This is a genomic window from Arenibacter sp. P308M17, from assembly GCF_003426735.1.
In the GTDB taxonomy this organism is placed as follows: Bacteria; Bacteroidota; Bacteroidia; order Flavobacteriales; family Flavobacteriaceae; genus Arenibacter.
On the sequence record NZ_QVON01000001.1, the window covers coordinates 104,995 to 129,602 of the forward strand.

A 24,608-nucleotide genomic window follows, 5' to 3' on the forward strand; every position below is an offset into this window, starting at 1 on the left:
AAATATAAACGTTTTCCGTGCCATTATTTCACTATGGATATCCGTTAAAATGGCCATATTTAGATCTTGTTGGACTCACTATATTCTACCGCTTTTTCCAAGACACTTTCTACCGTTGGTTTTTCGGCAATGATAATCTTTTTGGTGTGCTTTTGCGCTTCGGAGGCCGTGGTGGTGCCAATGCAAAAGGCTACACTGTTCCTCATCTTATTTTTGGTGGTAAAGCTTGCAATGCCACTGGGACTAAAAAACAGTATACCGTCAAAATGGGTTATAAAGGTAATGGGATTTGGATTATTTTGGTATATTATCTGCTCCTTAAATTCCACATTATGTTTTGTTAGAAAGGTGGGAATTTCATTCCGGCGCTTATCACCGCACAGGAACAGAAAAGATTCATTTTGGTATTTAGTAGCTAGTATTTTGGCCAATTCTGCTCCATAATGGTTCATTTCCAAGACTTTAATACCGTTATTTTCCAAGGCGGACTTTGTTTTTTCACCTACGCAAAAGCCAGCATAAGTATTGTTTTTAAGGTTTTTAGGACCCATTATTTTTAGAAAGGCCTTTACGGTATTCTGGCTAGTGAAAATAATATTTTTGAAATTGGGGTCTATTTGTACCCTTAGGTAGTTGATCTTAATGGCATCATAATCTTCAAGCTGTATGTCGGCTTGGGCCAGCATGGATTTTTGGGAGGAGGTCAGGATTTTTGTGGATAGAATGGTCATGCCCATTGTGCTTTGGTTTCTAGATGTTGAGCAGGGGGTTAAGCCAGGTCCTTTTTTATTTTTATCATTATTTCCAATCCACCATTGTTCAAAATTTCCTGGGCGCACAACTTTCCAAAACCGATATAATTTTGGAAGGGAATGGATTTTTTGACCGATAATTTCTGTGTCCCGTCCAAGGATAACAATATTCCCTCAAAATGCAGCTTATCTTTTTCTATATGGGCCAGGGCACCAATGGGTGCGGTGCAGCCCCCTTCCAATACCTGTAGAAATTCCCGTTCTACATGGGTACATATATCCGTAGCGGCATGGTTCAATTTGCGGACTGCTTCCGTTGTAACCGGATCGTTTTCCATACTAACGACTACCATGGCCCCTTGTGCCGGTGCCGGAACCATCCAATCCAGGTCCAGATGGTTATGGGGCAGGACTTTTATACGTTCCAAACCGGCCTTTGCAAATATGGCCCCGTTCCATGGGCCGTCCTGAAGTTTTTGGAGTCGGGTGTTTACATTTCCCCTGAGGTCTACCACCTTATGGGAAGGGTATTTGTTCAACCATTGTGCCTGTCTGCGCAGGCTTCCGGTAGCAATAGTACCGCTGGATTTTAAAAAATCCAGATCTTTATAGACCAGAATATCTTCCGTACTTGCCCTGGGCAAAACGGCGCTTTGAACAATGCCTTTAGGAAGTCTCGTTGGTACATCCTTCATGGAATGAACCGCAATGTCCACCCTGCCATTGATCATTGCGATATCCAAGGTTTTGGTAAAGATTCCGGTGATACCCAGCTCGTACAAGGGCTTGTCCAACAATAGATCTCCGGTAGATTTTACAGAAATGATCTGGGTGCTATGGCCAAGGCTTTCCAATTGGTCCCGAACCTTATGTGCTTGCCAGAGGGCCAACTCACTATCTCGGGTGCCAATGCGAATTTTTTTACTCATTTAGACTCCACTTCTAGTTGAAAGACCCGTTGAATAAGCTCTAAACTGGTATCGGAGTCTATTTCCGCATCCTTGAGATGATTGGCAAATTGTTTGGTGATTTTCTGAATAATGCGTTCAGAAACAATATCGGCCTGTAAAGAATTGAAATTGGAAAGCTTTTTGCTTTGGAAATCCAATTCCTCGTCCTTCATGGTCTTTAATTTTTTCTTAAGGGCCTTAATAACCGGGGCAAACTTCCTAGTGTCCAGCCATTTTATAAATTCGTCCTTTACTTCTTCGATAATTGCTTCTGCCCGGGGGATGGATTCCTTTCTTTTTTCCAGGGTGTCGTCCGTCATTTGGGATAGATGGTCCAAATGTATTACGGTCACATTTTCCAAATCCGTTACATTGTCCGATACATTTTTTGGAATGGAAAGGTCCAGGATCAATAAAGGCTTTTTAGTGTAGATCAACTCTTTGGAAATGGTGGGCGATTGTGCCCCGGTAGCTACTATAAGTACATCGGTGTTTCTGATTTCGGTCTGTAGGTCCCCGTAATTCTTGACTATCAAATTAAATTTACCCGCTATTTGCTCGGCCTTGTCCTTGGTACGGTTAATGAGGGTAATGTGCGAATTTTTGGTGTGCTTTATTAAATTCTCGCATGTATTTCTGCCTATTTTTCCCGTTCCGAACAATAGTATGTTTTTTTCGGATATGTCCGGAATATTATTTATGATATATTGTACCGAGGCAAAGGCTACGGATGTGGCACCCGAAGAAATATTGGTTTCGTTCTTTATTCTTTTACTGGCCTGGATCACGGAGTTGCACAAACGCTCTAAAAATGGGTTGGCTATTTGCTGTTTTTTTGATCGATTGAAGCTTTGACGCAATTGACTGATAATTTCGAAATCGCCTAAAATTTGGCTATCCAAGCCCGTTCCCATCCTGAAAAGGTGATTTATGGCGTCATTATTTTTATACACATAGGCTACTTCTTGGAACTCTTCTACTGTGCCATGCGTATTATCGCACAATAATTTTATAAGCTGGTAGGGATGCTGGGCAAATCCATGCAATTCGGTACGGTTGCAGGTTGAGGTTACCAAGAGACCGTCCATCCCTATATGCTTGGCCTGTTCCAGTATGCGATCCAAGGCATTTTCATCCAAGCTAAATTTACCACGCACTTGTGCATCTGCCTTTTTGTAGTTAAGGCCAATGGTATACAGTGAATTATGTTTGTAAATAGGATAATCTTTCATATGTACTCTTGAGAGCGCGACAAAAATAAGAGCAACTTACTTATAAAAATAACGCTAGAAGAACAATTAATATCGTTTGTGGTTTTTTAACGCTATTTTGGGTGTTAAAACCCTTGGAATGGTATATTTTAGCGGTGTTGGGGGAATTCCAATTAAAGATAATTTAGAATCTTTCTAAATAGATAACTTTAAAATAATCTGGACATGGAGGAAGAAAATATCGCTCAAGGGTCTTTCGAGGAAGTATTGATCGAAGACGGGTTCTATGTGTTGAAAATTCAGAATGATGGTATTCATAACGAGAGGGTTGCCAGAGAAATAGATAGTTCCTTTATTCAGTTTCATTTCTGTTTAAAGGGCAGTGCAAAGTTCGTATTCAATGAAGGAAGGTATGCCTTGGATGTTAATGAGGATAACTCCCTCCTTTTGTATAATACCCAGTTGGATCTGCCTCTTAACCTTGTTTTAAATGCCAATTCCTGGATGGTCTCTATCATTATGACCATCCGAAAATTCCATTCCCTGTTTTCCAAGGAAGCGGATTATATACCTTTTTTGAGCCAGGAAAATAAAGATAAAAAGTACTATTCCCAGGAGGCGGTATCTCCTGCCATAGCCGTTGTATTGAGTCAGGTTATGAATTACAACCTTCATCGTTCCATAAAGGAGCTATATATAAAGGGGAAGGTCTATGAACTAATTTCGCTCTATTTTAACAAGAGCCAGGATGCCGATATGGAACAATGTCCTTTTTTGGTGGACGAGGATAACGTTAAGCGCATTAGAAAGGCCAAGGAAATAATTATTACCAGAATGGCAGAACCACCCAGTCTACAAGATCTGTCGGAAGAAATTGGGCTTAGCCTCAAGAAGTTGAAGGAAGGCTTTAAGCAAATTTATGGGGACTCTGTTTACAGTTTTCTGTTCGATTATAAAATGGAATACTCCCGTAAAATGTTGGAATCCGGCAAGCACAACGTCAATGAGGTAGGCTTAAAAGTGGGTTATAGTACGTCAAGTCACTTTATAGCGGCTTTCAAGAAAAAATACAGTACCACTCCAAAAAAATATTTAATGTCCTTGGCCAATGGGTAATTTGGCCGTAATTTGTTGCACCTCATGCCACGATATTCCCGTTTTCCGCTCTATGGTGTTCCCTAAACAACAGGGATTTTTATTTCTAACAAGTTGGTGTGATATTGTGGGAACTATGGTTTATTTTATAAATTATATTAATTTTTGTGTTATGTTGCAGTAAATTTTAGATATTTAGTACTTTAAATTGATAATCCAAAATTTTTATGCTCTTAAATAAATGTACTATTGCTTTAATTCCTCTTTTGGTCATGATTGGATGTGGTAGCACCAAAATTCAGGAAGAAGTTACGTTAAATCCCAATTTGCACAATAGTCCGGTAGAAGTGCCAGAAAAAATCATTTCTTCCAACATCTTGGCCAAGGATCGGGTATTGGTATTTTCCAAAACCAATGGTTTCCGTCATAAGTCAATAGAAAAAGGGGTAGCCACCTTTGTAAAATTAGGGGTAGCCAATAATTTTGCAGTAACCCATACCGAGGATTCACTTCAATTTAATAATGAAAATCTGAAAAAATTTAAATTGGTGGTTTTTTTAAATACCACTATGGATGTATTGGGCGACGAGCAACAATCGGCCTTTGAAAAATACATACAGGAGGGCGGTAGTTTTATGGGAGTTCATGCTGCGGCGGACACGGAATATGAATGGCCATGGTACAACAAATTAGTGGGGGCATATTTCTTGAGCCACCCCAAACAACAAACGGCGACGATAGACGTAGTTGACCGCAAGCATGCATCAACCAAACATTTGGCCGATATTTGGACACATTTCGATGAATGGTACAATTATAAAAATATTAATCCGGAAGTTCATGTTCTTATGAAACTGGATGAAAGCTCTTATGAGGGTGGTAAGAACGGGGATAACCACCCCATTGCCTGGTACCATGAGTATGATGGCGGCCGTGCCTTTTATACGGGATTAGGACATACGGAAGAAGCTTTCGACGACCTTAATTTCCGTCAACATTTGGTCGGCGGAATCGAATATTGCCTGAAGAGGGATTGATTCTAGTATAGTGTCAATGCTACTAGGGCATGTACAAGACAAAGTTTTATACCAATACTTTGTATTTTTAATAACCACCAACCTTTAATGTAGTCCTGCAAGGTTTTATCGACACCCAATCAACCAACACCAAATTTATTAAGTGTCGGTAATAATCTTGCAGGACTTTTTTTGTGCATTACCATTTCAACAATCTACCAAGGGAATGCAGAGTTATAGCAAAGGGGTGAGTTTGGGGTTTCATACTTTTGGTCTGGAATGGTTCCCTGACAAATATATTTTTTATGTGGATGGGCATAAGTATTATGAGGTTACGGCCGGAATCTCCAATATTGAGGAATATATGATCTTGAGCATGGAATATCCCGGCAAAAGGGAGGAGATATTAAAAACGATTTTTCCGGATGTTTTTATGGTCGACTATGTAAAGGGTTACCAAAAGACAAAAGGGTATTGGGAATAACTGGATAAGTTTAATTAAATTTGTAAATAGTAGCTCCGAAATTTTGGAGGTTGTAGCTTTAAGAAAGCCCATGAAAATAGCTTTATTACAAGAGTCCGATATCAACCCGGATATGGAACAACAGCTAGCCGGATTGTTCCGCCAATTGAATGCCGATATAAAACAGATCAATCTGAAACAGGTACTCGACCCAGAAAATCCTATATGCCTAGTATATTGCAAGGAAGGTGATAAGGTCTTGGGAATGGCCTTAATGTGCACCTATACGGTAATATCCGGAATCAAGGGTTGGGTTGAGGATGTGATAGTGGATGTGGCACATAGGGGTCAAGGGATTGGCAGAAAACTTATGGAAAAATTGGTGGAATTGGGAAAGGAGAAGGGCCTTACCGAAATACTTCTTTTTAGCGCAGATAAACGAATAGAGGCCATTAATCTATATAAAAGTTTAGGTTTTAAGGAAAAAGAGAGTCGCATTTACGTGCTTAAAACCAAAGCTTTGATTAAAAAGGGCTAAAATGTTATATCCATATAAAATAGACAGCAACCTTGCCTCCTGATGTAAGGGATAACTCCTGATCCGATACATATCCATTACATTTGCCGGATATGCCCCAAAATGGGGAATGATTTGTTTTTGGGCGATGTAGGGTTGAGGCGGGATCCAAATAGTTTACGAATAATATGCAGCACGAATAACCCGGACCGATCGTGATGGAGGGGTTCCTTTTAATTAAAAGGTTACAGGATCGGGCTTTTTTGGGAGGGTTAAAATTTTGGTAGTTTTTGAGAGAATCTCAGGGAATATGTCTATCAATATGTCTTATCTTGCTGTTTCCCAATAGATTTAATTAGGGGTTTGGAGCAATATGGAATGTTTGGGATTGGATGCAATATGGGTAAAGCTATGAAAGGACAGCCTGCCGAAGGCAATGGATGTAAGAGGGGATAAAAGGAATATTCTTAATTGGAAATGCATTGGATAAATAATATGAACTGTAATAATCAACAATTATGAAGAAAGAAAAACCCAATACATCTGCGGATTCACGCAGATCATTTATTAAAAAAGGAGCTATGGCCTCTTCCATCTTTTTTGTGCCCAGGCATGTATTGGGGGGAGTTGGGTATACCGCTCCCAGTGACCGATTGAACATAGCGGCCATAGGGGCCGGAGGAAAAGGTGCCAGTGATATTCGTAATGCCTCTGTAGGGGGTAGGGAAAAAGTAGTTGCTTTATGTGATGTGGATTTCTCGGGATCGGCAAAAAAATCTGTTGAACTTTTCCCAAAAGCAAAGCTTTATGCCGATTTTAGGGAGATGTTGGACAAGGAAAAAGGGATCGATGCCGTTACCATATCCACTCCGGACCATGTTCATGGGCCAGCTGCCGCATATGCCATGGAGCGTGGGGTCCATGTGTATGTGCAAAAGCCTATGACGCATAATATACGGGAGGCAAGAATGCTGACCGAGATGGCCAGGAGCAAGAAAATAGTGACCCAAATGGGAAACCAGGGAGGTTCCAACCCACTATTGGGCATGGTCCAAAAATGGGTAGATTCTGGAGTAATGGGCAAGATATCCAAGGTACAGGTGTGGACCAATAGGCCTGTTTGGCCGCAAGGGGGCGCATTCCCTAAGCCGGATCCCAGTGCCAAACCCAAAGACCTAAACTGGGATCTATGGTTGGGACCTTCTGAATTTAAACCTTACACTCCCAATTTACATCCCTTCGGATGGAGAGGTTGGTGGGAGTATGGTACCGGGGCGCTAGGTGATGTAGGCTGCCACTTGATCGACATTCCTTTTAGGACCTTGGGACTTAAATACCCAACGGATGCGGAATGTAGCGTGGGAGCGGTTTATACCAATATGTGGAACGCGGACTACCATCCGGAGGGCTGTCCTGCTTCCTCCTTCATTACCCTACATTTTGGGGCAACCGAAAAGAGCAAATCATCTATTGAGATGACCTGGAGCGATGGAGGTATACGGCCTGCACATCCGGAAATTATTCCGGCCGACCATGAAATTGGGGGACATGGAAGTCAAAATGGGGTGTTGATGATAGGAGAAAAAGGAATTATTTCTACCAATATCAACGATAGTTCCCCTTTGATGCCAAAGTTATATATGAACGATGGCTCTACGGATTTTGGACCGGAAGTGGAACCAAATGAGGAACCGGAATATGGACATCAACGTTTATGGATAGATGCCTGTAAGGCCGGTTTTGGCAGTAAGGAACATCTTGGCCTAACATCTTCCTTTGACTATGCAGGACCTATGACAGAGACCGTTCTAATGGGGAACCTTGCCATTCGCAGCTATTTGTTGCAAAGAGAAAATGAGAAGGGAAAAATGGAGTTCTTTGCCCGTAAAAAATTACTTTGGGACGGAGAAAACATGCGCATTACCAATCTTGAGGAAGCAAATCAGTTTGTAACAAGAAATTACAGGCCAGGGTTTGTTGTATAAATAATATATTCTATATAGCGGAACACCCTTAAAGACTTTTTAATAAGGTTTTAAGGGTGTTTTTGTTTTTAAACAATAGGTAATTTATAAAACTTTTAGGGCTAAGGTCCTTAGGCGGTCTTTGGTATTTTGTTATATTCGGCACTTAAAAAAATAACTATGAAGAATACATTTTTTGCCTTGGCCCTAGTGCTTTTTATTTCTTGTGATAACGATAAAAAAACGGAGGAGGACATTGATTATGTTGCCAAGAACGAAGCCGATATACAGGCGTATGTTGAGAGCAATAACTTAAGCGCCGTACGAAGCAGTTCAGGACTTTATTACGTAATTGAAGAAGAAGGGACAGGAACACAGGCAGTGGCCACTTCCAATGTAACGGTAGCCTATAAAGGTTATTTTCTCAATGGATCGGTCTTTGATCAAAGTGGTGCAGAGGGGATAACTTTTAGTTTGAATGGGGTTATAGCAGGTTGGACAGAGGGTATTACCTATTTTAAGGAAGGTGGGAGCGGAATACTTTTGGTGCCCGCACATTTGGGATATGGAAGCAGGGACTATAGAGGAATCCCTGGAGGTTCGGTACTTATTTTTGAGGTCTCCTTAATTTCAGTGAATTAAAAACACTTTATTTTAACTCTTTTTTTGGCTTATGCCCATTTGTAAGCAGACAAACAATAGACCAACCTTTCGGTTGGTTTTTGCTTTTGGTCCATTTTGGAATACGAATTAAATACCAGACTTTGTGTACAATTCATCGGCCATATACCAACCCGGGCACTTTAAACGGCACAATAGCATCTTTTACAGACCATAGGGTTTGTAATGGAACCCTGGAAATCAATAATTTTTTTGGCACAAATTTCCATTATCACGTTTACTTCCCTAAAATTCTTCTTCATTATCCATCAAGTGCCTATATTTAAAGTTTCAAAATAATGTTTGGATGATCAAAGCATCCCTTTGTAAAAAATTATCGAATAGTGAAGCTAAAACGAAGAAGAAAGCTGATTACCTATCTGAATATCCTGGACCAACCCATTCGGTTCAATCCCTTTGTGTTCAGTCGCACTTTTTTGTTGTGGGCCATTCTTGGTTTGGTAGGCGGATTCATTGCCGGTTTATATTGGATCGTTTTGGAGTTCCTTACGCACAAATTGGCTTATTTTGAAGGGTGGCAGGTTATACCCCTTATGTCGATTGCAGGTTTATTGGCGGGCCTTATAATTCATTTTATCGGAGATCCCGGCGAAATACATCTTATTGTAAACAACATTCGTTTCAATAAGGGAAAGTTGGACCCCAAGAACAATCCTTCCATGATATTATCCTCGCTGCTATGTGTGGCCTCAGGGGGTAGCCTAGGTCCTGAAGCACCTTTGGTACAGGTCACAGGATCAACAGGAAGTTGGCTCGGAAAAATATTTCGGTTAAAAGGGGAGGAACTGAGATCCCTTAGTATAGCTGGGATGGCTTCGGGTTTTACGGCCTTGTTCGGAGCTCCCCTGGGAGGAAGTTTGTTTTCCTTGGAAATACTTCACCACAAGCATGCCGTAGAGTATTATAAGGCCATTATTCCTGCTTTGGTGGCCAGTAGTTTTAGTTATGTGGTATTTGCAATGATCATCCATTTGGGGATAGGTCCTATCTGGAATTTATCGGAATATGAATATGCTGGTGTCTTCGATTTCCTATATGCCGTAATATTTGCTACTGTAGGTACACTTGTGGCCTGGGGATTTATTTACTGTACCAAATTCTTTAAATTGATTTTTGAAAAGAGACCTATTCCCATTTATGTAAAAACCTTGATAGGAGGATTTCTTTTAGGGCTCATAGCTTATTATTTTCCCTTGACGAGATATTTTGGCCATCATGAAATTAACACATTGCTTGCACAGGATTTATCATTAAATGCACTTGTTGCCATCTTGTTTTTTAAGGTATTGGCCATAGCCATTACGGTGACATCCGGTTGGCGCGGCGGATTTATAATTCCTTTATTTTTTGTTGGGGTTAGCTTGGGGTCCATATTGTATGTATTGTTCCCTACAATTAACCTTACCCTGGCCATAATAAGTTGTATGGCCGCCATAAATGCCTGTGTTACAAGAACACCTATGAGTACCACAATTCTTTTGGCCACTTTAACAGGGTTTGGTTATTTTATCCCTATTTTGTTTGCCAGTCTTACGGGCTATTTTTTAGCTCCTAAAATTCCTTTTATTAGTTCCCAAATGGAAAAATAGTATCCAATGATCATGATTGTTAAGAGGCTAGGTAAGGGAGTGAAGGCCGGAATGTCTATTAAAAGTAAGAGTTAATTATATGTTCATATGGATAAAAAGTCGCTTTTAAGTTTTTGGGCAATAGTTATGCTATTTCAAGTTACAATGGCCCAGGAAGACAGCCTTATTTCTTGGTGGAATCCTGCAGAATCCAATTCGTTGGGCGTGGAAGGCCGGGCATGGCCCGATGGGGAAGCTTCTATATACCACCGTTTGCCAAAACAGGCCGAAGGGGTGGTCCGCGAAGCGGTCTGGAACCTGTCCAAACATGCAGCAGGGCTCTCCATAAGGTTTTGGAGCGATGCAAAATCGATCACGGTGCGCTACAAAGTGAAAGGGAAGTATGCCATGCCCCATATGCCGGCAACTGGAGTCAGCGGCGTGGATCTCTATGCCAAGACCAGTGATGGGGAATGGAGGTGGTATAGAGGGAACTATTCCTTTGCGGACACCATTAGTTACCGATACTCCAACATCGACCCCAATGGGAAATACCACGATAAGGGAAGGGAGTACCAATTGTACCTGCCATTGTACAATGAGGTGGAGTGGTTGGAAATCGGTGTGCCGGAAGGTACGGTTTTGGAGCCATTACCTTTACGGCAGGAGAAACCCATAGTGGTCTATGGCACCTCTATAGCACAAGGAGCCTGCGCTTCGCGCCCTGGAATGGCATGGACCTCTATTTTGGGGAGAAAATTGGATAGGCCCCTTATAAATTTGGCATTTTCCGGAAATGGGAGACTGGAAGGGGAAGTGATTAATTATATTACGGATATAGATGCTAAAATCTTTGTACTGGATTGCTTGCCAAATTTGGGCGCCACCAAGGACCGGTCGTTGGATGAGGTACGGCAGCTTATTATTTCCGGGATAGAACAGATAAGGGCAAGGCGTCCCAAAACGCCAATTTTGTTGGTGGAACACGACGGATATTCCGATGGGGCCGTGGATACCGATCGTTACAAAACCTTCACGGACTTGAATAGAATTGCCAAGGAGGCCTTGGCCCAATTGCAATCTGAAGGGGTAAGGGACATTTATTTATTGACCAAGGAAGAACTGAATCTGTCCATGGAAAGTTTTGTAGACGGCACCCATCCTACGGATTTGGGGATGATGGAATATGCCTTGGCCTATGAAATGGCCTTGCGCAAAATATTGAAGGAGCCTATTGGGGATGTAGCAACGACCATTCCGGTAACCCAGGCCAGGGAGCCGGGAATGTACCATTGGGAGGGCCGCCATCAGGAACTGCTAAAAATGAACCGGGAGTCGGCCCCAAAAATATGTTTTTTAGGAAATAGTATCACCCATTATTGGGGCGGTTCACCAAAAGCCATTTTAAGCAATGGAGCCGATTCCTGGAAGGCCAATTTTGACAAATTGCAGCTAAGGAATTTTGGGTTTGGATGGGATAGGGTAGAAAATGTACTATGGCGTATATATCATGATGAATTGGATGGGTTTGAAGCGGAGCAAATTGTACTTATGATAGGCACCAACAACGAACATCTCAATACCAACGGGGAGATATTGCAGGGACTGGAAATGCTTGTCAATGCCATTAAGGTAAGACAGCCCAAGGCCAGGGTGCTATTACTAGGGTTGTTTCCCAGGGAAGAAAAAGAGGAGCGTATGATGGATTTAAATACTGGAATAGCCTCCTTGGCAAACTCAAAGAATTTGGACTATGTGGATATTGGCGGTGCACTATTGGGCAAGGACCAAAAAATTGATGCCGGCCTTTTTTCGGATGGCCTGCACCCCAACGCCAAGGGGTACCGTAAGTTGGGCAAGCTCTTAAGGCTTGCTTTGGAGATGGGTAAAAACTAGAGGTAATGTCCTGTCCTATTTAGAATTGAGGGGGATAATTTAAAGGTCTTATAAGCCTTCCAATGCTACTGTTTGTCGGCAGGAATAAGGCAGGGCATATCGTTTAAAAAGTTTTTAATAGAAGAAAACGGTTCATAGACCTATTGCGGGCGTACCACTATTATTCCAATATTGTTCTTGACGCTTTTTAGGTAATCGGTCAAAGGCAGTTTCGACACTTCTACCTCCATAGATCCAGTGGAAGCATGTAACAAATGTATCCTCCCATCGGCTTCCCTCGTAGCGATGCCGGTATGGGTAATGTCCAATCCTTTTATGGAGGTGGCCAAGGCAATGATATCCCCGGATTTAATGAGATGCTCTTGTGCTTCGATCTGATCCTGGGCCAGGATGCAAATGGACTGCCTTCGCAAAAATTCTTCGGAGGCTTTAATTTTGATGTAATTGTCCGAGTCTTTTAAAAATGGATACAATTCCCGATGCGTACTCATAAAATTGATGTCCTTTTTACTTTCCATGCCTCCTATTTCGGAAGTCACATCTTTTAAAAGGCCTTTTTGTTCATTGTTGGCGATCCATTCCGAAAAATAGTGTAGTCTTGAGGCATAGCCATTGAGTTTGCCATCTTTGTACCGAATGGTTTCCAAATTCTGGGTATAGGAATCGAAATCTGTTTTATGGCTTTTTAACATCAGTCCAAAGGCCAATACATTTTCTACAAAAGTGGTACAATCCAGGCCCTGCAAATTAATGACCAAAGATTCCGTTTCCCCAACTTCCAGGGTTTTGGCTACATAGGGAATTCCCATAAACGATTTTCCAACGGTTACCATATGGGCGCCAATGTCTTCCGTATCCAAAGTTGAAATAAATTCCATTTTGGAATGGAACGCTTCCTTGTCCTGCGGGGAGCAAATAAGGTTTTGGGCAGATACAATAGGAATAAAGTAGAGGAGTAGGAGATATAGGAGTATGGTTTTCATTTTAATTAAAAGATTAATGTTTACTTATTATATATCTGTTTATAAATTGGTTATAATTTTAATATATATATTTAATACTTATTAGTATTTTATATTTTACTCCTTCCGGGAAATCAGACTAGTGAAGCACTATTTCCCTGTTGTGATTTTTTTGGATGTGATTTGTAAATATACCAAAGCCTTTGCCAATAAACATTGGCTCAACTTATGTTATGTACGATCTAGTGGGAAAATCCGGGATACGCCGACGGATTGTTCACTATGGCACGTTCCCTGTCCTTTAAATTATACTCTTCGGTAGTTAATTCCAGTACCTCATCTTCCGTATTAATATCGGCTATGGTAAAACCTTTGTTAATATAGTAGGGTTTGTGTTGAATGTGTTCAGCATTTTGAAACACTAACATATAGATTTTTATGTTATTGGTATAGTTATCCTTTTCCTTTACTTTAAAGAAGTAGCTCTGATAATCCGTAGACGGATAGTACATTTTTTGGGTGCTAATATATTCAATGGAGTGCTGTTCAGGGCTTAGTTTTTGGGTATTGTATAGAATGGATTCTGCTATGGCCTTTTGGCTTCTATAGTGGGAAGGGAAATAATTCAGTTTCCCTATGTGTTGTAGTTTTTCAAACAGCAGTAAGCGGGTATCTGCATTTTCTGCCAAGGACATTATTAGACTTTTTGGTATTTTATTTTTTCCGTCGAAAGGATTTTCCTCATTCTTTACCAGTAGGGAGATGTATGAAATTTGGATTTGTGGGTCGTTTACCGTTGAAAGGCGTTGAAAAAAAAGGGCTACTTCGGTTTCTTTGATAAAGGGGTAAAGCAATACCGCATAGTTTTCCAGGATATCATAATTATTGTCACGGGGACTACTACTGGACGACTCCTCATTCAATTGGTCCATAGAAAGGCCCAACTGTCTTTTTAATTGGATCTTGGCGTCATTTAAGATCTGATTCTTATATTTCTTGTAGCTTTTGGGTTTTATCAGTCCGCGGGCGTTAAGCTTCGCAAGCATTGAAAAAATGGGGGATTTGTATTCCTCTATGGCACTGTAGTCCAGAATTTCTGGAAATAGCTTGCGGGCCAGGGGCAGACTATCCAGATAGGGCTGGAAAATATTTTGAATCTCCTGCTTGCTGGATACCAAGGGCAGATCTTTGGACATAAGGCTTAGGAGAAGTTCCAGTGAGGCTTCATTCTGATTTTTGCTTATGGCCTGTAGGATCTTTGTTTGTGCCTTGGAGTTGCTGTAAGACCTCGCATAGTAGTTCTCAAAAAATCGGGTAACATCTACGTCCGGCATTTCGGCCAGTTTTTGTATCAAATGGGCCTGAAGGTATTTCTGATTGTCCTTAAAGTTGAATTCCGATATATAGTATTTGAGGGAATCCACGTGCTTTTTATTGAACTTTAAAAACGTGTACCCGTCATGAACAATACTGTCGTTCTGTCTAATAGCTCTAAAGAAATCGTGGGTTTTATCGCTTAGGATAGAGGAGCCAACAAGCGTATCCAAAGGGGTGAAATTGTTAAAAAAATCCGTAACGAATTTACTTGGGGGCTTAATGGTATCTATCAATGCCTTCACTTCGTACAGTAGGCCGCCCTTAACGATGTTCTTTATCATTATTCCCCTGGTACTGGCCGTATCTGTCAGCGTTAGGTTTATTTCATGGTATTTGTCATTGTATTCCGGACGTTCTTCCCGAATTATATTAAAGGTGTTTTGGCGGTACAACTTTCTCCGTAGTTGCCATACCGAGTCTATATTGGGAAACATTAGGAAATCATGGGCCTTGTTTACCGTAACCAAAATGGCCTCATTATTTTTATTCTGATATACGGATTTCTTGGTATAGGCGCTGTAGGGTTTTGGCTTTTTATGGCGTTCGAAGTAATTATTGCTGTTTTCTACAAATTTTTGGGGTTCAATGGGGCTATAGGTAGTAAAAAATAAAGCGGTATCCCTAATTTTTTTAAACTCTTCGGTATAATTTGGTTTTCGGACCTTAAAAGACCTGAAATACTGCATTGCTCCGGTGCTATCCCTGGTTACACTGCCCAACAAATAGTAGTTGTTTCCCCAGATAATGGTCTTTAAATAAAGTTTTTTTAAACCGCCGGAATCAAACTTGGCGGAGGAAGTTAGGCTTTGGTCATCAAATGGACCATATTCCGGCTCCAATTTCAGATCTTGATAAAATCTGGTTTGGATTTGTTTTAGTTCAAAGGTGTCCTGCTCAATAAAATTAAAATCGTTGAGAGTGGCTTTTTTCAGAAAGAAATAGGAGGAGGTTTCCGGGTCCACTGCCTCAATAAAGCGATTGCCATTTCTATGGCGATTGGTAAAATTGTAAATGGAGGGCATTTCAACTTCAAAGTCATCGAATTCCGAAGAAAGTACCGTTCGTTTTTTTTCTAAATCTTTGAATTTGATGCTGTTAAAAATCGTATCGGAATGTTGTACTACATAATCCCCCTGCCCGCTCATTTTAAAAATAAGTATTTCCAAGGGGGTGATGTAGATATGATATCGTTGAAAATCACCATTTTTTATTTGGTTTTTTATATCCAGACCTGGATATACCCCGTGTTCAATTTTCGTCTTTTCAAGGATCTTACCCGGAATATTCTCGAACAGTAGTTTATCCACATCGTCCAGGGAGTAGGTAAATTCTTTTTTTAAATAACTAAAAGTAGGAATGCGATTTACCATAATATAGCTGCCATTGGCCAAATCTGGTGAAATATAAGTGGTATTGGTATATTCTACTATGGGATATAGCTTGTTGGGCAGAAGAAGGCTAAAGAGCCCGTCATCAGGAGTCCTTGTACGATATTCATTGCTGAGAATTTTGGCTTCCAAGGAATCTTTTAGGCCCCGTCCTTTATAGGTAAATCTGGAGCTTAGCGGTTTAACTTGGTATCCCATATCGTCAAGGAGCTGTATAACCCCCTTTTTCCCGGGAAGATGGGCAGCCCCTATTGCAGCAAATACTTTTGCGGTATGCATTAAGGAATCCAACCTTTTTACCATATTCCTGTTGCGGGCGTAGAGCATATTCTGCAAATAGTACTCCGTATACATGGCCTGATCTAGGGAATCTATAAGATTTATATTGCGTTCCCTATAAGCGTCCTGCAAAAGCGACATTACATCCTGGGTCTGCATTTTTTTCTGAAGCCATTCGTCCGGTTTGGGTTTCATGGCATTCATATTGGCCCTACCTACCAAGGCAGTGGATTCCTCTAAATCTTCCAAGGCCTTTATTGGCTTGGAATACTTTTTCCCTGCCTGATAAATGAACATGTCCAGATAGGTTTCTTCCTCAAAGTTTTGGGAACTTTCATTGGTCCTGTATAAAATATTGTTCACAAGACGATCGTCCAACGCAAGATAGGAGGAGACCATTTCCTTATTTGGGTTTTTAATGGAAAACGGGTAGATGTAGAAGCCCTTGGATACAAATCCAGTGCCATAACCTAGGCCATTGCTACGTATGGTCCCATAATCTTCCAGCCAGGTATCCGGGTCCGATTCCAATGCCACAATTTCACTCTTGTCCAAGGCTTCATAAAAAACATCGTCCAGCCTAAAGGCAATTTTTTGACTTACGTGCATGGTTCCGTACAAATAGGACGATTCTTTCAGACCATTCCCCGAAATTTCCCAAAGAAGGCTGTTTTCTTCCTGGGCCACAATTCCCTGGGAAATCATTAGAAAAAGAAAACCTAAGTAAATACGCATACCAGAATTCAAATTTTAGATAAAAATGCTTCAAAAATCATTAGGAATAAAAGCATAGGGCATAATTAACGTTTTATTTGTAACCAAGCACCATGTTTCATGCCATACTTAAATTTAAGGCGCCTATTTATTGGTAAGTTCCGAATAAAATATGGTCCTTCGAACTTACGTTAAAATTGGGTGCCGGCATATTGCCCATTACTCTTAACCATTTTCCAATGGTACTTATTAAACGCTGGATGGTGGCCGATTCGTATATAAAATGGGGCGTTCAAATAAAATACTTAATGGTATTAAAGATGGACATCCTTTAGCCAGGCCCCATAGATTGTTCCTATCCATTTCAGTATGGATAAACTATTTATTGGATTTAAATTATAGTTGCTCCGCATGTGTTATTTTTGTTGCATCGATAAATTGATAAAAAGGAAAAATGAAAGGAGTTTTGTTGGTAAACTTAGGTTCCCCGGATAGTCCCACACCTAAGGACGTTAAGCCTTATTTGGATGAATTCTTAATGGATGAAAGGGTGATAGATGTCCCCAATTGGTTAAGGAATATTATAGTCCGCGGAATTATTCTGCAGACCAGACCTAAAAAGTCGGCCGAAGCCTATCAAAAGATATGGTGGGATGAGGGATCGCCCCTGGTAGTGATCTCTGAACGATTTACCGATAAGGTAAAGGCCCAAAGTGAAATTCCGATAGCCCTGGGGATGCGTTATGGAAGTATGACGATCAAGAACGCCTTGGGGCAACTGTCCGAAAAAGGGGTAGATGAGGTGCTGCTGGTTCCATTATATCCGCATTATGCCATGTCCTCCTATGAAACCGTGGTGGTAAAGACCATGCAGGTCAAGGACGGGTTTTTTCCCAAGATGAAAATAACAACCCTTCCGGCCTTCTATAATAACAAAGATTATATTGAGGTACTTTCTGATAGTATTGCCACAGGGTTAAATGGTTTTGAATACGATCATATTTTATTTTCGTACCACGGGATACCCGAAAGGCATATAAGGAAGTCCGACCCAACAAAATTTCATTGCAAGATAGATGAAAGTTGCTGTAAGACCAATTCGGTCTCCCACCATACCTGCTATCGCCACCAGTGTTATGAAATGACGCGGTTGGTAAAGGAGAAACTCAACCTATCCGATGATAGGGTAAGTCTTTCCTTTCAGTCCAGATTGCCCAATGATCCCTGGTTAAAGCCTTATACCGACTTTGAATTTGAGCGATTTGGGAAAGAGGGGATTAAGCGTTTGGCAGTAATTACCCCGGCCTTTGTTGCCGATTGTTTGGAAACCTTGGAGGAGATTGCCATGGAAGGGAAACATCAGTTCCAGGAAGCAGGAGGGGAAGATTACAAGCATATACCTTGCCTTAACGATAAGGAGGAATGGGTAAATTTAATGGTGAAGTGGATCGGGGATTGGCAGACTAAAGAAATACTTCCCCTGTAATGGCCCATGTTTCCTCAGGACAGTTGGGCAGTGAACCTATAGGAAAGTTGCTGGTAAAACAGGCAGTACCGGCTTCAATAGGTATTTTGGTCATGTCCTTGAACGTACTGGTCGACTCTATTTTTGTTGGCAACTGGATCGGTTCCATTGCCATTGCAGCCATCAATGTGGTGCTGCCGGTCTCCTTTTTTATCGGGGCCCTCGGAATGGCTATTGGGATCGGGGGTTCCAGTATTATTTCACGTGCCTTAGGGGAAAATAACAGGGAGAAGGCCTTAAAGACTTTTGGGAACCAAATAGCCCTAACGCTTTTGGTCACCATTGTTATGGTGGTTTTGGGGCTGTATTATGTAAATAGCCTTATTCCGGCCTTTGGTGGTAAAGGGGATATTTTTGGGCCGGCAAAGATCTATTATATCATTGTTCTTTATGGGGTTCCGTTTTTGGCCTTATGCATGATGGGGAATACCGTAATTAGGGCCGAGGGCAAGCCCAGGTTTGCCATGAATGCCATGATCATTCCCTCGGTGGGGAACCTATTGATGGATTATATTTTTATCTATGTCCTTGACTGGGGAATGGAAGGGGCGGCCTGGGCAACGACTATTGGCTATTTTCTTTGTTTTGCCTATATCCTCTATTTTTTTCTTTCCAAGAATTCCGAACTTAAACTAAAATGGTCCCATTTTGGATTTCATGGTCCCATCTTAAGGGAAATAGGTGCTTTGGGTTTTGTTACCTTATCCAGGCAGGCCGTAATTAGCCTGATCTATTTATTGATGAACAACATCCTCTTTGGTCTGGGAGGAGAGGCAATGATTGCCGTCTATGCCATTATAGGTAGGATGCTCATGTTTGCCCTGTTCCCTGTTTTTGGGGTTACACAGGGATTTCTGCCCATTGCAGGATTTAATTATGGAGCAAAAAAATACCAAAGGGTACGGGAGTCGATCAATACCGCCATCCTATACGCTGCCGGCCTGGCATTTGTGGTGTTTGTAGGGCTCATGATATTCCCTGCTGAGATTGCCGCCCTGTTTTTGAGCAACCGGCCGGATATGTCGGCCTCCGAACTGGCTATGAATTCCTATGTTTTGGAACACACCCCCTCGGCCATGCGATGGGTCTTTGCGGCGACCCCCATTATAGCCATTCAGTTGATCGGGGCGGCTTATTTTCAGGCCATAGGGAAGGCCGTACCGGCATTATTATTGACCTTAAGCCGGCAGGGCTTCTTTTTTATACCGATCATTTTAATTTTACCCAATTACTTGGGAGAGCTGGGCGTTTGGATCTCCTTCCCCATTGCCGATGTCCTGGCCACCCTTGTTACCGGTTATTTTTTGAGGAAAGAGGTGAGGAAAGAGTTGGTTCCGGAATAAAGTTATGAACATTACCGAAAAATCCAGCGCTGGTACGCGTGTCGCGCCCGTACCCTGTTAGACCATACCCGTTCTATAGTAAGATGAGCTTTATATTAGTTTTTCAGAAATCCGTCCATTATCTTTACGGAACAAGAGACATGGCATGAGCGACTATTATAATTATATAAAATCCTTGCACCTCATTTTTGTGGTAACCTGGTTTGCGGGATTGTTCTATATACCCCGCTTGTTCATATATCATATAGAAGCGGATAAAAAACCTTCGCCGGAAAGGGAAATCCTTACCAATCAACTAAAGTTGATGGCCAAGAGATTGTGGTTTATCATTACATGGCCATCCGCGGTCTTGGCCACCTTCTTTGCGGTATGGTTGTTGGTTTTGTATCCTGCCTGGCTGCAACAGCCGTGGATGCATATAAAACTTGTCTTTGTACTGTTACTGATAGCCTACCATCTAAAAAATCACCGGATCTTTAAGCAGTTGCAGCGCGATGAGGTAAATTATACCTCCAAATTTATGCGGGTATGGAACGAAGGGGCTACCTTGATTTTGTTTGCAGTGGTTTTCTTGGTGATTTTGAAAGGTACCTTCAATTGGATTTTTGGGGTTGTCGGTATTATTGTCCTAGGAGTACTTTTAATGCTTGGTATCCGGCTTTACAAGCGGATCCGCGAAAAAAATCCGGAAGCCTAAGCGCTTCTTGCCCTTAAATCGGTATCTGTTTTGGCCTGATAATTGTTACCTTTAAGATTTAAAATAGATTTCAATTGTTCAGAATCTTTTCCTTACGTTCCCGGATTTTTATCTCCATGATTTTTTGGGTGGTGATTGCGTTTGTTCTAATTGCATCCGTAACTATATACCAATACAGTGAGCAAAATAGGGATTACCATTCGGAACGTATGGAACGAAAGGAGGAGCAGGTCAAACAGAGCATAGATTTAGTGCTTCAAAAGACCACCTATCCCGTAACAACAGAAAATCTCGGCCATATTTTTAGGGATGAAATCTATGAGATTGCCTTGGTACAGAATATTAACTTTAATATTTATGATCTTCAGGGCCAGTTAATTAAGAGTTCCAGACCCAAGTTTGAAGTAGACTCTATTTCCACATGTTTGGATGCGGAAGTGTTGAATAAATTGGCCGTTGCCCCCACAAATAGGTACGTGGAAAAGAAATCGGCATCTGGCTATAGTTATCAGGCGTCCTATTCCTACATAAACGACAAAAGGTTTAAACATGTGGGGATTTTAAACCTTCCCTATTTTGAGGATAATTCTTTTAATGACAAGGAATTAAGGGAAATACTGTTGAGGCTTACTGGAGCCTATTTACTTTTGATGCTCTTGGCTATTGGACTTGCCTATTTTATTTCCAAATATATCACCAGGTCCTTACAGACCATTTCGGACAGATTAAACAAGACCGACCTCACCAAGAGGAACGAAAAGATTATTGTGGAGAACCCTAGCGAGGAAATTGGGAAGTTGATTACCTCCTATAACGCAATGATAGACGAGCTGGAGATAAGTGCGGCCAAACTGGCCAAAGGGGAAAGGGAACAGGCATGGCGCGAAATGGCAAAACAGGTGGCCCATGAAATTAAAAATCCGCTTACCCCTATGCGTCTAAGCGTGCAGAGTTTTGAACGAAAGTTCGACCCCGATGATCCGGATATTGCAAAAAAAGTTTCGGAGTTTTCAAAAACACTGATTCAGCAGATTGATACCATGAGCAGTATAGCTTCTGCATTTTCCAACTTTGCCAATATGCCCGCCCAGCAGAACGAGACCTTAAATGTGGTGGAGATCGTAAAAATGGCGGTGGATATTTTTGATGAAAACTATATTCATTTTTCTTCCGATGAAGAGGAAATAATAGCCAAATTGGATCGTACACAATTAATTAGAGTAGTTACCAACCTGGTTAAAAATGCTACCCAGGCGATTGTTAATGTCGATACTCCCCATATTTTGGTAACCGTCTCCAGAGAGGGGGATTTTGTGAAAATGACCGTGAAAGACAATGGTATGGGAATCTCCATGGAGTCCAAGGAAAGGGTGTTCGAACCTAAATTTACCACCAAGACAAGTGGTATGGGCCTTGGTCTTGGGATGGTCAAAAATATTGTGGAAACTTATAAAGGAAGCATCAGTTTTGTTTCCGAACCGGCTAAGGGAACCGTTTTTACAGTGCGGTTTCCCATCGCAAAAGTAGGTACACATAGATAAATCCATATAGGCAAGAAAGCAAATAGGCAATGTTTAGACAATATGAAATGAAAATTAATTTGAGCTATGAAATTTGAAAACGTACTTATTACTACAGACAGGGAGGTGGCCATTATCACCATAAATAGGCCTACCAAATTAAATGCACTTAATAAGGCCACTATTGAAGAACTGCACCATGCATTTAAAGATTTGGAGAAGGATAAAAATGTAAAGGTGATTATTTTAACGGGAAGTGGCGAGAAGGCGTTTGTGGCAGGGGCCGATATTTCCGAGTTTGCCCATTTCTCGGAGAAGGAAGGGGGAAAACTGGCCTCAAAAGGACAAAAGAAATTGTTCGATTTTGTAGAGAACCTATCCACGCCGGTCATAGCCGCTGTAAACGGATTCGCCTTGGGAGGTGGCCTAGAATTGGCTATGGCCTGTCATTTCAGGGTGGCCAGCCATAATGCCAGAATGGGACTTCCCGAAGTTTCCCTAGGCGTTATACCAGGTTATGGGGGAACACAGCGCCTACCACAACTTATTGGGAGGGGCAGGGCCATGGAAATGATCTTAACAGGGGGCATGATCGATGCTGCCAAAGCCCTTGGGTTCGGCTTGGTCAACTATGTGGTAGAGCAGGAACATCTTATGGACCTATGTATGAAATTTGCAGGTAAGATATCGAATAATTCTCCTGTGGCCATTAGTTATGCAATAAAAGCGATAAATGCTGGTTTTAACAATAGTATTAACGGGTATAAGGTAGAAATAGAGGCTTTTGGCAGTTGTTTTGGTACTTCGGATTTTAAGGAGGGAACCACTGCTTTCAGGGAAAAAAGAAAGGCCAATTTTCCGGGTGCTTAAAAACAACCCTTAAATTATTTGTTATGGATGTTGGGAAAAAATTGATGTTGCCATGTTTCCTTTTATGCTTTTTTTTTCTGTCTCGGGCACAACAGTTGCCCGTTGAATATAGTTTTGGAGAAAAATATAACGATAGGTATAAATATTCCAACCTTCTAGAAATTTTAAATGATGGAATGGGAGGTTCCATATTGGTGCGTTCCTATTATACCGGTATCATCCTGAAGCCGAAAGGATATTTTATTGAACATTATAACAAAGAACTGCAGCTGATAGGGGAACACAATTACAAGCTAAAGGGCCCCGATTTTGTAAATGCATTTGTTAGGAACGGACAACTTAATATTTTGTTCCTGAACTACGATCTTCGCAAGGGTGCCTATGATTACGTGGTACATAGCAGTCCAATGGACAATTTTAATTTTACGGAAGAGACCATTCTTTCCATACCCTCCCAACAGGTAAACCAGCCTTTGGACCACAATTACTACAAGAGGAATTTTTCATCAGGGTTTTCTACTACAACTTTTTTCAATGAGGACAAATCCGCTTTTGCCATCAGTACCCACTATAAGAAAGGGAAAGATGAGAAACATTTTGTTTATCTATTTAACAGTAGCCTGAACAAACTCATGGAGTATGATTTTTCTGCGGAAATAGAGGAAAAGAACTATGCCTTTGAAAATATGGTTACTTCAAAAGATTTAAACCAGGTATACCTGGTTGGTAAAGCCTATTATAAAAAGAAGCGCTTCGCGGCCACGGAACGCAGATTTCAATACGAATTGTTAAAGGTGGCCAAGGACGGTGCCCTTACACAGACTTTTGACGACCCCGGTAAATTTTCAGAGGCCCTAAAGCCCATCATCCTAAATGATAAATTGATCTGTATTGGTTTTTATGCGGACAGAAAGGACAATAGGTATAATGGGTTGGCCTATTTTGAACTGGATAGGAACTCCCTGGATGTCAAGGCAAAGAAATACAATGCGTTTTCCCAACAGTTTATGGAGGATAAGTTTGGTAGGGAAGAGGATACGGAAATTAAAAATTTAATTTTTAAGAACGTAAGCGTTACAAAGGATAATTCCATTCTTTTTAATGCAGAGGAGTACTTCGTTACTTCCAGTGTACAGCAGGATCCAACCGGTTCCAGGGTGCAGATCGAAAGGTTTCATTACAATGATATTGTCAGCGCCAAATTAAATCCGGAAGGAGAGATCATATGGGCAAGAAATATCAACAAGTCGGAGGTGACCCAGGGAGACGGGGCATATGCCTCATACAGTTCTTGTGCCAGTGGCGACAATACGTATTATTTGATCAGCACGGCAGCGGAAAACCCACAATTGTTAAGTGGGGAAAGGCTGATTTTTAAACAGGGCCTTAGCCGCAACAGAAATGTGTTTATGATCCAATTGGACAGGGAGGGAAAGATAAGTTATGAAAAGGTAATAGATGATCATGAAGCGCGACTCCCCTTAATGGTTTCCATGCCATTAATAGATAAGGAAAACAGCAATATGCTGTTTTATGCCAAAAGGGGATCCAAAAAGCAATTGGTAAGAGTGGATATTAATGGCTCCAATAACTAAACCAATATGCAATAAATTTTTAGTACATGACAAAATTCCATATCGCAAGATTTTCCTCAATTTTGACCCCAACCCAAAAGCCCGCCTGTCCGCCCGTTCCGGTACGGACGGGAACGAAGTAGTCGGGCAGGGGAGAAATCAAGGAAAATCAGGCTCCCCTGCCTACCGGACAGGCAGGCTTTAGGGTTTGGGGTAAAGCGGATTTTCCGATGAACCTTGTTAAGA

The 24,608-nt window shown here is 41.3% G+C and carries 19 protein-coding genes; 14 read left to right on the forward strand and 5 right to left on the reverse strand.

From position 1 onward, the window contains the following. Positions 1-59: 59 nt before the first annotated feature. Genes D0S24_RS00485 through hemA form a run of 3 tightly spaced genes read right to left on the reverse strand, consistent with a single transcriptional unit; the run spans position 60 to position 2,934 of the window. Positions 60-731, reverse strand: coding sequence for a uroporphyrinogen-III synthase (locus D0S24_RS00485; protein WP_117018541.1), 672 nt, complete (start codon positions 729-731; stop codon positions 60-62). A 38-nt stretch (positions 732-769) separates the two neighbouring features. Continuing rightward, the gene (gene hemC, locus D0S24_RS00490; RefSeq protein ID WP_117017901.1) at positions 770-1,681 is read right to left on the reverse strand and encodes a hydroxymethylbilane synthase; all 912 of its coding nucleotides are present in this window, start codon (positions 1,679-1,681) and stop codon (positions 770-772) included. Continuing rightward, positions 1,678-2,934: a glutamyl-tRNA reductase gene (gene hemA, locus D0S24_RS00495; protein ID WP_117017903.1), complete on the reverse strand. Its 1,257-nt coding sequence runs from the start codon at positions 2,932-2,934 to the stop codon at positions 1,678-1,680. The genes hemC and hemA overlap by 4 nt, the downstream gene beginning before the upstream one ends. A gap of 204 nt (positions 2,935-3,138) precedes the next feature. On the opposite strand from hemA, the gene D0S24_RS00500 reads away from it, so the two are divergent. The 8 genes from D0S24_RS00500 to D0S24_RS00535 all read left to right on the forward strand — a co-directional run bounded on the left by D0S24_RS00500 (position 3,139) and on the right by D0S24_RS00535 (position 12,113). Beyond that, on the forward strand, positions 3,139-4,029 hold the full coding sequence (locus tag D0S24_RS00500; protein ID WP_117017904.1) for a helix-turn-helix transcriptional regulator: 891 nt from the start codon (positions 3,139-3,141) through the stop codon (positions 4,027-4,029). 206 nt (positions 4,030-4,235) lie between these two features. Further along, positions 4,236-5,045 carry a ThuA domain-containing protein gene (locus D0S24_RS00505; RefSeq protein WP_251795666.1) on the forward strand — a complete coding sequence of 270 codons (810 nt, stop codon included), beginning with the start codon at positions 4,236-4,238 and terminating at the stop codon, positions 5,043-5,045. 142 nt (positions 5,046-5,187) lie between these two features. Beyond that, positions 5,188-5,508, forward strand: coding sequence for a glycoside hydrolase family 16 protein (locus D0S24_RS00510; protein ID WP_117017907.1), 321 nt, complete (start codon positions 5,188-5,190; stop codon positions 5,506-5,508). A gap of 70 nt (positions 5,509-5,578) precedes the next feature. Next, entirely contained in the window at positions 5,579-6,025 is a 447-nt protein-coding gene (locus D0S24_RS00515; RefSeq protein WP_117017908.1) for a GNAT family N-acetyltransferase, read from the forward strand. A gap of 497 nt (positions 6,026-6,522) precedes the next feature. Then, positions 6,523-7,989 carry a Gfo/Idh/MocA family protein gene (locus tag D0S24_RS00520; RefSeq protein WP_117017910.1) on the forward strand — a complete coding sequence of 489 codons (1,467 nt, stop codon included), beginning with the start codon at positions 6,523-6,525 and terminating at the stop codon, positions 7,987-7,989. 159 nt (positions 7,990-8,148) lie between these two features. Beyond that, positions 8,149-8,610: an FKBP-type peptidyl-prolyl cis-trans isomerase gene (locus D0S24_RS00525; RefSeq protein ID WP_117017911.1), complete on the forward strand. Its 462-nt coding sequence runs from the start codon at positions 8,149-8,151 to the stop codon at positions 8,608-8,610. Between the two features lie 362 nt (positions 8,611-8,972). Then, positions 8,973-10,238, forward strand: a complete 1,266-nt coding sequence (locus D0S24_RS00530) for a chloride channel protein (protein ID WP_117017912.1) — start codon at positions 8,973-8,975, stop codon at positions 10,236-10,238. A gap of 87 nt (positions 10,239-10,325) precedes the next feature. Next, positions 10,326-12,113 (forward strand): SGNH/GDSL hydrolase family protein, encoded by a 1,788-nt coding sequence (locus tag D0S24_RS00535; protein ID WP_117017913.1) that lies wholly within the window; start codon positions 10,326-10,328, stop codon positions 12,111-12,113. A 140-nt stretch (positions 12,114-12,253) separates the two neighbouring features. Here the strand turns inward: D0S24_RS00535 and D0S24_RS00540 are convergent, their stop codons facing one another. Together D0S24_RS00540 and D0S24_RS00545 are read right to left on the reverse strand one after the other, a co-directional pair. Beyond that, a complete protein-coding gene (locus D0S24_RS00540; RefSeq protein ID WP_117017915.1) occupies positions 12,254-13,096 on the reverse strand; it encodes an N-acetylmuramoyl-L-alanine amidase-like domain-containing protein in 843 nt (280 codons plus the stop codon). A 221-nt stretch (positions 13,097-13,317) separates the two neighbouring features. After that, positions 13,318-16,854 carry a TraB/GumN family protein gene (locus D0S24_RS00545; protein ID WP_117017916.1) on the reverse strand — a complete coding sequence of 1,179 codons (3,537 nt, stop codon included), beginning with the start codon at positions 16,852-16,854 and terminating at the stop codon, positions 13,318-13,320. Positions 16,855-17,287: 433 nt separating this feature from the next. Between D0S24_RS00545 and hemH the strand changes: the two genes are divergently transcribed. The 6 genes from hemH to D0S24_RS00575 all read left to right on the forward strand — a co-directional run bounded on the left by hemH (position 17,288) and on the right by D0S24_RS00575 (position 24,383). After that, positions 17,288-18,319: a ferrochelatase gene (hemH, locus tag D0S24_RS00550; protein ID WP_117017917.1), complete on the forward strand. Its 1,032-nt coding sequence runs from the start codon at positions 17,288-17,290 to the stop codon at positions 18,317-18,319. Continuing rightward, positions 18,319-19,701: an MATE family efflux transporter gene (locus D0S24_RS00555; RefSeq protein ID WP_117017919.1), complete on the forward strand. Its 1,383-nt coding sequence runs from the start codon at positions 18,319-18,321 to the stop codon at positions 19,699-19,701. The genes hemH and D0S24_RS00555 overlap by 1 nt, the downstream gene beginning before the upstream one ends. A gap of 145 nt (positions 19,702-19,846) precedes the next feature. Continuing rightward, positions 19,847-20,398, forward strand: coding sequence for a CopD family protein (locus tag D0S24_RS00560; RefSeq protein ID WP_117017920.1), 552 nt, complete (start codon positions 19,847-19,849; stop codon positions 20,396-20,398). A gap of 116 nt (positions 20,399-20,514) precedes the next feature. Further along, the gene (locus D0S24_RS00565) at positions 20,515-21,939 is read left to right on the forward strand and encodes an ATP-binding protein (RefSeq protein ID WP_117017922.1); all 1,425 of its coding nucleotides are present in this window, start codon (positions 20,515-20,517) and stop codon (positions 21,937-21,939) included. 66 nt (positions 21,940-22,005) lie between these two features. After that, entirely contained in the window at positions 22,006-22,788 is a 783-nt protein-coding gene (locus D0S24_RS00570) for an enoyl-CoA hydratase/isomerase family protein (RefSeq protein ID WP_117017924.1), read from the forward strand. A gap of 23 nt (positions 22,789-22,811) precedes the next feature. Continuing rightward, a complete protein-coding gene (locus D0S24_RS00575; protein ID WP_251795668.1) occupies positions 22,812-24,383 on the forward strand; it encodes a hypothetical protein in 1,572 nt (523 codons plus the stop codon). Positions 24,384-24,608: the final 225 nt, after the last annotated feature.

Coding starts and splice junctions, on each gene's coding strand:
- D0S24_RS00575 (WP_251795668.1), top strand. CDS start 22,812: ATGGATGTTGGGAAAAAATTGATGTTGCCATGTTTCCTTTTATGCTTT.
- D0S24_RS00565 (WP_117017922.1), top strand. CDS start 20,515: ATGATTTTTTGGGTGGTGATTGCGTTTGTTCTAATTGCATCCGTAACT.
- D0S24_RS00515 (WP_117017908.1), top strand. CDS start 5,579: ATGAAAATAGCTTTATTACAAGAGTCCGATATCAACCCGGATATGGAA.
- D0S24_RS00545 (WP_117017916.1), bottom strand. CDS start 16,854: ATGCGTATTTACTTAGGTTTTCTTTTTCTAATGATTTCCCAGGGAATT.
- hemH (WP_117017917.1), top strand. CDS start 17,288: ATGAAAGGAGTTTTGTTGGTAAACTTAGGTTCCCCGGATAGTCCCACA.
- D0S24_RS00525 (WP_117017911.1), top strand. CDS start 8,149: ATGAAGAATACATTTTTTGCCTTGGCCCTAGTGCTTTTTATTTCTTGT.
- D0S24_RS00485 (WP_117018541.1), bottom strand. CDS start 731: ATGACCATTCTATCCACAAAAATCCTGACCTCCTCCCAAAAATCCATG.
- D0S24_RS00505 (WP_251795666.1), top strand. CDS start 4,236: ATGCTCTTAAATAAATGTACTATTGCTTTAATTCCTCTTTTGGTCATG.
- D0S24_RS00555 (WP_117017919.1), top strand. CDS start 18,319: ATGGCCCATGTTTCCTCAGGACAGTTGGGCAGTGAACCTATAGGAAAG.
- D0S24_RS00520 (WP_117017910.1), top strand. CDS start 6,523: ATGAAGAAAGAAAAACCCAATACATCTGCGGATTCACGCAGATCATTT.
- D0S24_RS00560 (WP_117017920.1), top strand. CDS start 19,847: ATGAGCGACTATTATAATTATATAAAATCCTTGCACCTCATTTTTGTG.
- D0S24_RS00540 (WP_117017915.1), bottom strand. CDS start 13,096: ATGAAAACCATACTCCTATATCTCCTACTCCTCTACTTTATTCCTATT.
- D0S24_RS00500 (WP_117017904.1), top strand. CDS start 3,139: ATGGAGGAAGAAAATATCGCTCAAGGGTCTTTCGAGGAAGTATTGATC.
- D0S24_RS00570 (WP_117017924.1), top strand. CDS start 22,006: ATGAAATTTGAAAACGTACTTATTACTACAGACAGGGAGGTGGCCATT.
- hemC (WP_117017901.1), bottom strand. CDS start 1,681: ATGAGTAAAAAAATTCGCATTGGCACCCGAGATAGTGAGTTGGCCCTC.
- hemA (WP_117017903.1), bottom strand. CDS start 2,934: ATGAAAGATTATCCTATTTACAAACATAATTCACTGTATACCATTGGC.
- D0S24_RS00535 (WP_117017913.1), top strand. CDS start 10,326: ATGGATAAAAAGTCGCTTTTAAGTTTTTGGGCAATAGTTATGCTATTT.